Below are 14,886 nucleotides of genomic sequence, written 5' to 3' on the forward strand. Positions count from 1 at the left end.
GTGGCCGCCGGATCCCAAGCGGGGCGGGCGTTTCGGCGTTTCGGAGGCGGCCGCTAAACTTTTTCTGGAATGTGCCGAGAAGTCCGTTAGAGGGCCGCCCCCTGGCGGCTAACCGAAACGGGAAAGGCACATGGTCGCGATCGTCACAGGGAACGGACTGGGTCTGCAGGCCTCCTCGGCGCTGGGTCTGGGCGGGCGGGGGCAGATCGGCGGTGCGGGGGTCGGCAAGACCGGGGAGCAGGCGTTCGTCAACGCCGCGACCGGCAACCTGATCCTGCGCGACCGCGACCAATGGCTGATGGGCCGCGGCGTCGACGCCGAGCTGTACCGGGCCTACAACAGCCAGGCGCAGCTGGTCGGCGAGACTTGGCGCGCGGGCGTCAGCAAGCAGGTCGGCGGTCTGACCGGGACGGTCAATGCGGCCGGCAGCAGCGTCTATCGCACCGACTGGGACGGCAGCCGCATCGCCTACGCCTGGGACGCGGCGCGTTCGTTGTACGTCGCCAGCGAAGGCGCGGGCACCCGCGACACCCTGGCCTGGGACGGCGGCAACCAGCGCTGGACCTGGACCCAGGGCGGCAGCCAGCTGATCGAGCGCTACGACGCGGCCAACAGCGGCCGCCTGATCGAGAGCGTGGACCGCGACGGCAATGCGGTCAGCTACGTCTACAACGGCGCCGGCGCGCTCAGCCAGGTCGTCACCGCCAACGGCGAAACGACCTACCTGGACTACGACTCCAACGGCCGCCTGAGCCAGCTGCGCACCGTCACCCAGACCGCCAACGGCACTCAGACCTCAACCGCGGTGCGTTACGGCTACGACAGCGCCGGCCGGCTGGGCACGGTGACGTTGGACCTGAGCCCGGACGACAATTCGGTCGCCGACGGCAAGGTGTTCACCACGACGTATGGCTACGACGGCAGCAGCGGCCGGATCGCCTCGATCACCCAGTCCGACGGCGCCAAAGTCGCGTTCGGCTACCAGCTGATCGACGGCCAGTACCGCGTGGTCAGCATCGCCCAGACCAGCGACGCCGGCGTGCTGCGCACGACCACGCTGAGCTACGACACCGCGAACCGCCGCACGACCATCGTCGACCCGCTCGGCCAGGACACGATCCTGAGCTACGACGCGCAGGGCCGGCTGTTGCAGACCAGCAGCCCAATGGTCAACGGCGCGCACCAGACCCAGACTTTCACCTACGACGCCGCCGGGCAAGTCGCGACGATCCGCGACGGGCTGGGCAACGAAGTCAAATACACCTACGACGCAGCCGGCAACCTCATCAAGCAGGAAGACGCGGTCGGCACGGTGGTGGAGCGCACCTTCGGCAGCGACAACCAACTGCTGAGCGAGACGGTATCGGGGCCGAACACGGCCACGGCGACGACGCGGTATGTGTACGACGCGGAGCAGCATCTGCGGTTCAAGGTCAGCGCCGAGGGGCGCGTCAGCGAGCTGCGCTACAACGCCGCCGGCCAGTTGATCGCGACGCTGGGCTACTCGGAAGGCAACTACGCCGGCAGCACGTTCACCGAGGCCGCGCTGACCGCGTGGGCCGGCGCCACCGCGCGCATCGGCGAGCGCACCGACAGCGAGTACGACTTCCGCGGCAACCTGAGCCAGGTGACCCGCTACGCCACGCTGGCCGCCGACGGCAGCGGCGTGCTCGACGACCAGGTCATCCGCACCCGCTTCGTCTACGACGCGCAGGGCCGGCTGTTGCAGCGTTACGTCGGCCCGATCGCGGCGCCGGAAGTCGAACAGTTCGTCTACGACGGCCTGGGCCGGACGATCCGGGTCACCGGGTTCAACGACGCGGTGACCGTTACCCAGTACGACGACGCGCAGCGGCGCACGGTGACGACGCTGGCCAACGGGCTGGTGCGCACCTCGACCTACAACCACGCCGGCGAGCTGATCGCGCTGGCCGAATCCAACAGCGGCGGCACGGTGCTGTCGCAGGTGCGCTATCACTACGACGCCGACGGGCGGCTGCGCATGAGCGAGGATGCGCTCGGGGCGAAGACGCATGTGTTGTACGACGAGGCAGGGCGGCGGGTCGGTGAAATCGATGCCGCTGGCGCGCTGACGGAGTACGTCTACGACGCCAACAACCAGGTCGTGCGCAGCGTCCGTTACGCCAACACGGTCAACGCCACCGCGCTGGCAGCGTTGCTGGACGCGAACGGCAAGCCGAAGCAGACCGCGACCGTCAACGGTCAAACCGTTGCGCTGACCCTCGCCAACGCCGGCGTGCGGCCGGCGGCGGATACGGCCAACGACCGCCTGGAGTGGCGCTTCTACGATGCGGCCGGCCGTCTGGCCAAGAGCGTGAACGGCGGCGGGGTGGTGACCGATTACGTTTACGACGCCGCTTCGCGCGTGGTCGCCAGCGTGGTCCGCACCGCGACCGTCGACCCGGCCGCGCTGCGCGCCGATCCGAACCTGGCCAACGCGACCGTTCAAGCCGATGCCCAGGATCGCAAGACCCGCTATTTCTATAGCGCCGACGGCCAGCTGCGCGGCACGCTGTCGGCCGATCTGCGCCTGCAGGAGCACGTCTACGACGCGACCGGCCGCCGCATCCAGACCATCGCCTACGAGCGCACGGCAGCGGCCGAATACGCCGACGCGGGAAGCTTCGAGCAACTGCGTTCCTACTCCGACCGGGCCGATGCCCGGACCCGCTATCGGTACGATGCGCGCGGGCTGTTGACGGCGCAGATCGACGGCGAGAACAACGTCACCCGTTACGCCTACGACGCCTACGGCAACATCGCCGAGCGCATCCGCGGCGAGCGCCTGGCGCCGCCGCAGGGCGGGACCTATCGTCTGCACGGCTCGTTTCAGGCGCAGACCTATGCGTCCGCTCCGGGCCAACGGGCGACGGTGAAGGTGTGGGTCGACGGCGCGCTGGCGGCGACGATCGAAGTCGGCGACGACGCCTATCGCGCCTATGCGTTCTCGATCGAACTGGCGCGCGCAAGCCAGCACGAAGTTCGGCTGGAGGCGACGCTCCCGGACGGCAGCGCGCTGGCGATCGGTTCGGCGGAATTCGCCGGCATCGCCTTCGACGCGGGCGGCGATTCGCGTTGGACCGGCGCGGCCGGCAGCCAGACGTTCCCGCGCGGCGATGTCTATCTCGACCAAAGCCAGTGGACCCAGTGGCTGGCCGCCGCACCGGACGTCGATCCGCAGTGGCAACCGCCGACGGACGCGCTGGCGACGACCTTGCCCGGCGTGCGCGAACGCACCACTTACGAATACGACGCCGACGGCCACTTGCTGCGCCAGACCGAATACTCCGGCAGCGGCGACGCGGTCTCCGGCTACGACTACGACACGATGGGCCAGTTGGTCGGCGAAAGCCGCGGCGACCGCCAGGCGCGCTACCGCTACGACCTGCAAGGGCGCCTGCTGGCGCAACTCAGCGGCGAAGGCGTCAAGGCCTTGCAGGCGCTCGGCGCCAATCCCGGCGCGGCGCAGGTGGAAGCGATCTGGAACGCCTGGGGCGTGCGCTACGCCTACGACGCCGCCGGCCGCCGCATCTCGGCGACCGATGCGCTGGGGCGTTCGACCTTGTCCTATTACGACGCCGCCGGCCGCGTGACCCACCTGGTCAACGCGATGGGCGAGGTCAGCGAGCGCCGCTACAACGCATGGGGCGACCTGACCGAAACCGTGGTCTACGCCAAGCGCCTGACCGCGGCCTCGCTCGGCCAGATGCGCGGCGGCGCGCTCGGCAGCGCCGAACGCACCGCGTTCGCGCTGCTCGACGATGCCCAGGCCAGCCGCACCCGCCTGAGCTACACCACCGCCGGTGCGGTGCGCGAGGCCATCGACGCGATGGGCGGGCTTACCCGCAACACCTACGGCGCCTGGGGACAGCTGAGCGGGACCCGCTCGTGGACCAGTTATCTGGACCGCAGCGACGCTACCGCGCTCGACACCGGTTACGACTACGATGCGATGGGGCGAGTGTCGGTGGTCCGCTCGTATCAGTCGCCGCAGAGCTGGTTCGGCCGTTTCACCTCGTACGACCGCTACGGCCTGATAGCGACCGAGCACGGCCTCGGCGTCGCCGAGTACACCCAGCGGCGCGACCGCGCCGGCCGCGTCGCCGCCACCGGCGACGTAGTCGGCAACTGGACGCACTTCGTCAGCGACGCGTTCGGCAACGTGCTGGCGCGCACCGACCGCACCGGCGCGCGCACCGAATACAGCTACACCGCGTTCAACCGCGAAGTGCGCACGCGCAGCGCCGAAGGCGTCGAGACCGTCGCGCGCTACAACGAGCACGGCCAGGCGGTCGAGCTGACCGACGGCCGCGGCAACAAGACCGTTTACGTCTACGACCTGGACGGCCGGCTGAAGTCGGTGACCACGCCGGACGGCGTCGTGCGCTCGAGCTACGACAAGGCCGGCCAGTTGATCGAGACGGTCGACGCGCGCGGGGTCAAGACCGTGTTCGAGTACGACGCGGTCGGACGCATGCTCACCCGCACCCTCGATCCGGACGGCCTGGCGATCAAGACCCGCTACGACTACGACGCCAAGGGCCAGCTGATCCGAACCACCGACCCCAACGGTACGGCGATCGAGGTCAAGTACGACCTCAACGGCCGCCAGGCCAGTGTGGTGGTGGATGCGGGCGCGGGCCGGCTCAATCTGACCACCGGCTACGAATACGACGCGGCCGGCCGCACCGTGCGCGTCACCGAAGGCATGGGCACGGCCGCGGCGCGCGTGACCCAGAACAGCTACGACAAGCTCGGCCGCCTGGAAACCAGCACCGTCGATCCGGACGGGTTGGCGATCCGCACCGAATTCGCCTACGACGAAGACGGCCGTCTGGTCGCGCGCCGCGACGCACTGGAGCACTTGACCCGCTACGTCTACGACAGCCTCGGCCGGCTGAGGTACAGCATCGACGCCGCCGGCGCGGTGGAAGCGCGCAACTACGACCAGGAAGGCCGGCTGATCCGCGTTCGCGCCTATGCGACGGCGATCGACACCACCTGGATGGCGTGGATGCTGAGCTTCGAGAAAGCGGAGAACGCATTGCCCGCGCAGACCGCGGACGACCGCGTCACCCGCTACGCCTACGATCGCGACGGTCGCGTACGTTACGTCATCGATCCCTCCAACGCCGTGCGCGAAAGCGTCTACGACAACGGCGGCAACATCGTGCGCAGCATCGCCTACGCCACGCCCGTCGGCGGCCTGGGCGACGCGCCCAACGCGGCCGACGTGGCCGCGGCATTGGCAGCGCAAAGCGCCGGCGCGCATGCCGCCGACCGCACCGGACGCGCGATGTACGACGCCGCCGGCCGCGCCGTGTTCCAGGTCGATGCGGCCGGCTATGTCGTGCGCAACCGTTACGACGCGGCCGGCAATCTGCTCGCCAGCGCAAAGTATGCGGCGACGTATCCGGCCAACGGCGCGATCGACCGCGCCAGCCTCGACGCCTGGGCCGACGCGCAGCCGCGCGAACAGACCGCCGAAGACCGCTGGGTCTACGACGCCGCCGGCCGCGTGACCTGGCAGGTCGATGCGGGCGACCGGGTGACCCGCAACACCTACGACGCGGCCGGCCGCCTGCGCACGGCCGTACGGTTCATGCGCACCGCCGCGTACCCGGCCGCCGCGCCCGCGGCTTACACCGAAGCCGGCATGGCGGCGTGGTTCGCGCAGTACGTACAGAGCGATTCGCGCGAAATCCATCCGACCACGATGTGGTTCTACGACGCCGCCGGCCGGGTGCGCTTCGTCTACGACGCGATCAAGCGCGTGAGCGAAACGCGCTATGACGCGGTCGGCAACGTCGTGCATACCCGCGTCGCCGACGCGCAGTACCAACGCCCGATCGTGCCGACCGATACCGTCGACAGCATCGGTGCGATCGTCGCGCTCGGCTGGAGCGTGGGGACCCGGCTGGGTTACGACGGCGCCGGCCGCATGCTGGAAAGCACCGACGACAACGGCGCGGTGCGGCGCTATCAGCGCGACGGGCTGGGGCAGGTGGTCGCCGAATTCGCCGCCTGGGGCAGCCCGGCGCAGACCGAAACCCGGCGCAAGTACGACCCGGCCGGGCGGCTGGTCGAGGAGACCCGCGCCGCCGGCACGACGGTGGCGAACACCTCGCGCCGCGTCTACGACGCGTTCGGCCAGTTGATCGCGGCGATCGATCCGCGCGGCGTCGAACTGGCCGAGTCGGATTCGCCGTGGGCGCTGGCCGAGCGCAAGCGCCGCGGAGCGACCGACACCGGCGGCGCCGCGCTGCTCGTATCGACCTTGAGCGCCGAACAGAAAGCCGCGCTGCTGGCCGCATACACCACCCGCACCCGTTACGACGTCAACGGGCGTGCGACCCAGACCATCGATGCCCTGGGCGGCGTCGTCGCCCGCAGCTACGATGCGTTCGGCGATGCGGTCAAAGTCGTCGACGCACTCGGCAACGCGGGCTATTTCTACTTCGATGCGCTGGGGCGGGTGAGCCATCAGGTCGACCCGATGGGCTACCTGACCCGCACCGAGTACGACGCGCTCGGCAATACGGCCGCGGTGTACCGCTATCTGCAACCCGTCGCCGGCGCGGTCGACGGCGCCGCGCCGCCGGCGCCGCCGGCCGGCGCGGTGGCGGTCACGCGCATGCGCTACGACCTCGCCGGCCAGCTCATCGGCACGACCGACGCCGAAAACGGCGTGGAAAGCTTCGAATACGATGCGGCCGGCCGCCGCACCAAGTACCGCAACAAACTCGGCGGCGAAGTCGCCTATGCCTACGACCGGGCCGGCCAGCTGATCGAGGAAACCTATCTGTCGGTGAGCGTGGCGCTGGCCGACGGCGGCCGCGGGCCGCTGACCAATCGCTATGTCTACGATATGTTCGGCCGCCAGACGACGGCGTACGAAGCGTTCGGCAGCCGCGAGATCCGCGGCCGCACCACCGCTTACGACGCGCTCGGCCGGCCGGTGTACGCGCTCAGCGAAGTCGCGCTCGAAGGCGAGTCGACGACCGATCTCGAGGAGGGTTTCAACCACGACGCGCGCGGCAACCTGATCGAGAAGACCGACGGCCGCGGCGGCATCACCCGCTACTACTACGATGCCAACGACCGCCTGATCGGCCAGGTCGATCCGAACGGGCGCCTGACCCTAAACGAGTACGACGCCGTCGGCAATCTGCTGCGCACCCGGTCGTTCGTGCAGGCCGTGGCGCTGCCGGCGGGCGACGCGCTGCCCGCGATTCCGCTCGATGGCGCCGGCCGTCCCGCCGCCGCGCGCGAGACCCAGTACCGCTACGACGCCGCCGGCCGCCGCATCGAAGCGACCACCGTCGGCGTACTGTTCGCGGTCGCCGACGCGCCCTTGCCGGGCGGGTCGTACTACACCCTGCAGGAAGGCAGTTTCTCCGAGAGCTGGGTCTACGACCTCGGCGGGCGCTTGGTGAGCCGCAAGGACGGCAACAGTGGAGTCGCACGCAGCTACTACGACGCGCTGGGCCGCAAGACCCTGGAACTCGACGCCGAAGGCTATCGCACCGACTGGACCTACGACGCCGAAGGCAACGTGCTCGAAGAACAGCGCTACGCCAAGCTCCATCCCAACCCGCTACCGACCTCCGGCGATTTGACGGCTTACTTCGCGGCCTGGCCGGAAGACGATCAGAACGATCGCGTCACCGTCTACAGCTACGACAAGATGGGACGCCGGCTCAGCGAAACCCGCAAGAACGTCGACGCGCGATCGGTCGGCAGCAACGGCCAGCTGGCCGAAATCCGCGACGCCGATGCGACCACGGGCTACGCCTACGACGCCGCCGGCAACCTGCTGCGCCGCACCGACGCGCTCGGCAATGTGTTCGGCTGGGAGTACGACAAGCTTGGTCGCAACATCGCCAAGACCCTGCCCGGCTTCGTCGATCACGCCGGCCGCAGCATCACCGCGCGCACCGAGTACGACTACAACGGCCTGCACCAGATCATCCGCGAAGTCCGGGTCGGAACCGCGGGCGAGCCCAGCCAGACCGACACCTACGTCTACGCCCAGGGCGGCCGCCTGATGTCGCAGACCAACGCGATGGGCTACACCACCAGCTACAGCTACAACGCCGGCGGCGACATGCTCGGCATGAGCTACCAGCGCACCGACTCGGCCGGCGTCAAGCGCAGCGAGACCGTGCAGGCGAGCTACGACGTGTCCGGCCGCGAAACCGCGCGCGTCACCGTCGCCAGCGACGGCAGCCGCAGCGTCGAGCGCCGCACCGCGTACAACCTGTTCGGCGAGGTGACCGGCCGCGGCATCGGCCCGGGCGCGGTGTTGCAGGAGTTCGCCGAGTACGACCTGGCCGGCCGCATGATCCGCGGCAACCTGGAAGGCGGCGTGGTGCGCGTCTTCTACTACGACGCCAACGGCAACGCGGCGCTGCGGATGGAATCGCAGACCGTCGACCTGCGCGCGCAGTCCTACGCCCAGCTGCCGGGCGTGGCCGGCGTGTTCGCGACCATCACCCAGTACGACAAGCGCAACCAGGTCGTCGACGTGATCCAGCCGACGATGACCGCCGATCCGGACCGCTGGAGCTTCGATCCCAAGCCCGCCAGCCCGACCCGCATCGGCCAGATCGGCGTGAACGTCGGCGGGCCGGTCGGCTATCCGCCGGCGACGCCGCTGTACAACAGCGCGAACGGATCGCTGTACATCGGCAACGGCGCCGGGATGGGGCCGATGAACAACGCCGCCGGCCTGTACTCCAGCATCCACAACGGCACGATCGACACCTTGTCGGTGGGCATCGACCTGCCGGACTACACGGCCCAGTTCGGTCCCGCGTATCAGATCCGGATCGAGGTCGGCAGTTACGAGAACTACTGGCGCGGCCCGGATCCCCAGTTCGGCGAAGCGACCGGAAATTCCTCCGGCAGCTTCGTAGGCACACAGGCAGACCGCTATGCCACGATCAATCTGCGCTCGATGTTCCCCGACGGCCGTTTCGGCATGTGGGACGACGTCTGGGGCAACGTCCAGCTTTCGATCAGCGTCTACATCGTTTCGCGCTCTATGGGCGGGGGACGGGAATTCCTGATCGCCGATGGCTTCGGCGAGATGCAGGCGAGAGGAAACGGCGTCAGCATGGGGTTCTATTCGAACTCGCCGGGCTCTACCTTCGTCCCGCTCACCCCGAGCCTGCCCGCGCAGTTCTCCGTCGGCACCGTGCGCCTGCCCAACGACGGCTTCCGCCAGGACATCACCCCGCAGTTCTACTACCGCCCCTGGGGCTCCAGCGGCGCGTTCCAGCTGCTGCCGATCAGCCGCACGCCGGAAGGCGGCATGGCGACCGTCGACGTCAGCCAGCTGCCCGCCCAGCAATACGAAGTGCTGTACGTGTCCGAGCGCAACGACGGCGCGCTCGGGCGCCGCGAACGCTACTCGATGCGGACCGGGCCCAACGCGTCGATCGCCTTGGTTGGCGACGCGCAGCAATCGGCGTATCTGGTCAACGGCATCGGCATGTTTGTCTGGGCCGGCAACGAGCTTCATGCGGTGTCGCTGCGCATGCGTCGCGGCGAACTGCCGCGTTACGCCGCGATGGAATACCGGCGCAAGGGCACGCAGGACGCCTGGACGTATCAGCCCATTCCCCATCTGGCTCCGCCCAACAGCTTCAACTGGTGGGATGCGGGCACCCGCCCGGGCGATTACGAAGTCCGCCTCATCATGACCAACGACGCGGGCCAGGGCGAGATCCTGGTCGGCGAAATCCGCGCCGGCGCCTCGCCGAGCGTGTTCCTGCAGTATCAGTACGACCCCAGCGCGGTCACGCTCAGCAATCTGCCGCGCGGCGCCGAGTCGGTGAGCTTCACCATCACTCGGCCCAACGGCAGCGTCGCGGTCGCCGACTCCGCGGTGTCGATCGTTAACGGCGTCGCCGTGTGGGCGATCCCGGATTGGCTGCTGGCCGAAAGCGGCAGCAACTTCACCGTCTACGGCATCGAAGCCAAGTTCAGCAGCGGCAGCCGCACCGTGCCGTCGGTGGTCTACAAGGCCAACGGCACGATCCAGATCGGCCCGCAGCGCACGCCGGCCGCGACCATCGCCGTGCCCGGCAACCTGTACACGCTGAGCCTGGAGCCGCCGGCATCCGCGCCGGGCGACTACATCGCCTTGCACTACCGCCCCGAGGGCGATCCCTCGCGCAACTTCGAGCAAGTCATCGTCCGCCGCGCCGTCGACGGCAAGTTCCACTGGGACACGGTGGACTTGGACAAGTCGAAGATGTACGAGTACTACTACGACGTCTACGGCAGTCTCGCCGACGCGCAGAATCCGAACGGCCTCAGCCGCGGGCGTTCGAACGGCTATTTCTGGCCGGTCGCCGACGGCGCGGCGGCGGAAGTGCGCTGGGTCTACCGCGACAACGCATCCACGTCGACGTCGATCCACCGCCGCCAGAGCTGGAACGCGTTCGGCGAAGTCGCCAGCGAAACCGTCAGCGTCAGCGATGGGGGCGATCCGCGCCTGCGCGATCTGGAATACAACACGCTCGGCAAGCTGGTGAAGGTGCGCGACCCGGAAACCAGCGTCACCTACGCCAACGGCTTCAGCAAGCGCGAACGGATCGAACAGATCTACTACTACGATCTCGCAGGCAGTCTGGTCGGCTATGTCGACGGCAACGGCAACCTGACCACCCAAGCCTGGAATTACGGTAGCGCCAAGCCCAGCGTGTCGCAGGAATGGCATGCCGACGGCGGCAGCAAGACCTACCGCTACGACGTGTTCGGCAACCAGCGGATCATGATCGACGAGATCGGCCGCCAGACCGATTACCGCTACGACAACGGCAACCGCCTGGTCCAACTCGACCGCCCCGTCCGTGCCGACGGTCAGCGCGCGACCGAGACCTACGCCTACGACGAGCAGGACCGCCGCCTGCGCCGCACCACCGTGCTCGGCAGCGATACCACCGACTACAGCATCGAAGGCGACGTCAGCCGCACCGTCAGCGCCGAAGGCCGCGTCACCACCTACACCGCGGTCTGGAACGCGCAGGCCGACGGCGGCAACGGCGCGTGGGAACGCACCACCGCGCAGGCCAACGGCCGCAGCATGACCGACGTGGTCAACGCCTACGGCCAGAAGCTGCAGCACCGCGACCTCGGCGGCAACATGTTCTACTACCGCTACAACCGCGCCGGTCTGCTCGCCAGCTCCACCACCGACAAGCGCACGGCCGGACAGGAAATCGTCTACGAGTACTACAACAACGGCCTGATCAAGACCCTCAACGACCAGCGCGAAGGCATCGTCTCGCGCTACGAGTACGACCGCAACGGCAACCGCACCTTCGAAGGCCAGACCGGCAAGAACGGCGCCTGGGTGTTCCAGCAGTCGGTCGCCACTTACGACGAACTCAACCGACTGACCCACATCCAGGACCCGCGCTACGTCATCGACTATCGCTTCGACGGCAACGGCAACCGGGTCTACATGAAGGCGGTCTATGTCGATCCGCTGACCCTGCAGCTCGACCAGAGCCGGCCGCAGGAGTACTGGTACCAGTACGACGCGATGAACCGCTTCACCGTGACGATGGGCAAGCTGCGCGGCACTGCGGCGAACAAGGACGACGCCTCGGCCTGGGTGTGGCAGGGCGACAGCGGCGATGGCGTGCTGGTGGCCTACGACCGCGCCGGCCAGCGCATCGAGGCGACCTATGCCAGCGACCGCCACGTCGAACAGTACGCCTACGATTCGATGGGCTACCTGACCGACACCAAGATCGGCGGCGTGGTGCGCGCCAGCCGCAGCAACGACCTCGCCGGCCGCGTCCTCGACTACCGCGAATACGACGCCGACCGCGTCCTGCGCAACCACATCACCCACACCTGGGACCGCGACAGCCTGTTGGTGCAGGACTTCGACAACCTCAAGAACACCGGCACCCGCACCTATCGCTTCGGCGACGGCACGGTCGAGTACACCCAGACCTACGACAACAACGCCAACCCCGGCGCGACGGTCAAGACCACTTACACCTACCAGTGGTTCGACAGCGCCAAGCAACAGGAAATCCGCGTCGACGGCAGCGCGCCGGGCGTCAAGGGGCCCTGGGCGCCGGGCTTCTCGCACTACAGCTACGACGACCTGGGCCGGATCCTGGTCGCGCGCGACGAAACCGGCGGGCGTTCGTTCTCGTACCAGGTCGACGGCGAAGGCCGCATCCTGCAGCGCGACGAACTGATGGGCGGCGAATTCATCGACGGCCGCATCTACAACGCGACCCAGAACCGCTACCACAGCTACTTCCTGTTCGACGACCGCCAGGTCGGCAACCTCGGCAACGACGGCATCGACCGCATCGACTACGTCAAGGAACTGGCGCAGAACCAGGCCCCGGCCGGCGCGCGCAACGACGACCGCCACAAGCGCTTCACCCCGGTCGGCGGCGTCGACTTCGACCAGAACTACCAGCCGATCAACAGCCTGTACCCGACCGCCGCGCCGGGCAGCTACATTGTCAAGGCCGGCGACACGCTGCAAAGCATCGCCAACGCCGTGTGGGGCGACGGCGCGATGTGGTACCTGCTGGCCGATGCGAACGGTTTGGCGCCGAACCAGCCCTTGATCGCGAACACCGTGCTGACGGTGCCGAACAAGGTCACCAACATCCACAACAACGCGGGCACGTTCAAGCCGTACGACGCGGGTGCGGCGATGGGCAATACCAGCCCGACGTTGCCGGAGCCGCCGCCGCCGCCGACGCCTAAGAAAGGTGGGTGCGGTGGGTTTGTGCAGATATTGGCGATCGTGGTGGCGGTGGTCGTGACGATCTACACCGCAGGTGCGGCTGCCGGGTTGGTTGGTTTGGAAACGACAGCTGCTACGACCTTTGGCGCCGGCCTCCAGGTACTGGGAGGGGTAGCTACCGCTGCGACGACTGGTCTAGCCGCTACCGCGGGTGTTGCCGTCGCTGGCTTCGCTGCGGGAGCAATTGGTGGAGCTGTCGGCAGCATCGCCAGTCAGGGCGTCCTCATCGCCGGTGGCGCGCAGAACGGATTCGACTGGAAGGGCGTTGCGACCAGCGCTTTGGGCTCTGGCATATCTGCCGGATTGGCTGGATCGGCGGGCTTAGGGAGTGTGCTGGACAAGGTCGGGAAAGCGGCGGGAGGCTTCGGCCGCGCGGTTGCCGCCGGTGCGGTCAACAGCGCAGTGACGACTGGGCTGGCCTCGGTAATGGATTTGGGTAGCTTCAGCTGGAAGAACGTCGCGATCTCGGCGGTGAGCTCCGGTGTGGGATACGCGGCGGGGCAGGGAGTCGGTCGCCTGCAGTACGACGGCGCGGCCGGTTGGGGCGACGCGCTGAGCAGCGGCAGGGCTCAACAGGAGCTGGGCAAGAAATTTACCCGCGACGTGCTCAGCGGCTTTGCCGCGGGAGCCGTCAGCGCGGCTGCGCGCGGCAACCTTTCCGGCGAAGTACTGATGCAGGTCGGCCTGGATGTGGTCGCCTCGACCATAGGCAACAGCATCGTGGAGCAGGCGGCGGCGCGGCAGCAGGCGTTCGCCGATTCGATGGGTCGCAGCGAACAGCGCATGCAGGATATCGCTCGCGATATCGGCGACAGAAACATGGCCGCTGCCGCGGACGACGCGGCATTTCGAATCCAAGCGGGCGCGGACCGGATTCTGCAGGACGGGGTGGGGCAGCGGCTCGCTCGAGGAGATATCGGCATCGACCGGGATTTCGATCGGAATTGGGCGATGGCTCAAGCCAAGGCCCAAGCTTTGGCCGGCGTGGACTCCCGGGGCGTGGGGAATACCCCGGGGGCGCCCGTCTATCCGCAGCAATGGTGGGGTACGCCTTCGATCACGGGCTATTTCGCAGGCGATTTAGCGCGTACGCACGGGATCACAACGGCGGAACTCCTGAGCGGAGGTGCCGTTGTTCGCCAGATGGTGGACAAAGAAATGGAAAATATCGCGATAACGGGAAAGCGTTCGGTCGGAGTGTCCGCCACGCCCCCGGAATACCTGGTCGGCAGGCAGTTGTATGACGACTACGAGCGTCAGGCCAACGATCCCTGGGGGATCCGCCTGGCTCGCAACTTGCCCGGCGATGCCACCAATCTTGTCCTTAATGAACTGATCGGAATGGGGGCGGCTGCGGCCTACAGTCGTGTGGCCTCTTTGCTACTCCGGTCCGAAAAAGCGATCACTCAGGCAGATCTTCAGGCTGCGTTCGCGAGCACCAGACCCTATGAAATCCCGGGAGCGCAAGTACCCGCGTCCGGTACCGCATTCGTCCGCATCTCGAACCTGTCCGACGATCTCGTTCTCGACGTCGGCGCCGGGCGGGCCATCGGCGAGCCTGTCTACCGGACATCGTATGCCTACAGCATGGTTCGGGAGCTGGATGCGTACGGCAATGAGATCATGTACAGAGCCATGAGTCTGGCCGAGTTCAGGCTGTTGAAACTGACGGGTAAAGTGCCGCCGGGCTCCGGGGGTAAAGAAACCATGTTGTCGCCGTTGCAGGACTACTCGACCAAGTATCGAGGGGTTCTCGTCCGGGTTGCCGTAAAGCCAGGCACTATGGCGGAACTCGCGGACATGGGCGCCGTGGCGAACACGGCCAGCATGGTTCAGTTCCCGGGTAGGCCTTTTGTCGGCAACGTCGAAAATTGGACGCAGAACTACGCGCTTATCAAAATGGAAAAGGGCCAGATCAATACCGGTCTTGGCCAGGGACGGGCTTTGCAGGTCTTCAACGACAATGTGGTCGATGTTCGCCCTGTAAGCGTTACCTATGGCGACGGATCGGTGCATAAGTACAACCCGGCCGTAAACTACAAAGACTCCGATTTCGGTAAAAAATGACA

1 protein-coding gene is annotated in these 14,886 nt (G+C 67.6%); it reads left to right on the forward strand.

All coding sequences use genetic code 11. The features are described 5' to 3' along the window. Positions 1–130 precede the first annotated feature (130 nt). Entirely contained in the window at positions 131–14,884 is a 14,754-nt protein-coding gene (locus JHW38_RS18005) for a LysM peptidoglycan-binding domain-containing protein (protein ID WP_207522692.1), read from the forward strand. Positions 14,885–14,886 lie beyond the last annotated feature (2 nt).

The sequence above is a fragment of the Lysobacter enzymogenes genome (assembly GCF_017355525.1).
Classification (GTDB): Bacteria; Pseudomonadota; Gammaproteobacteria; order Xanthomonadales; family Xanthomonadaceae; genus Lysobacter; species Lysobacter enzymogenes_C.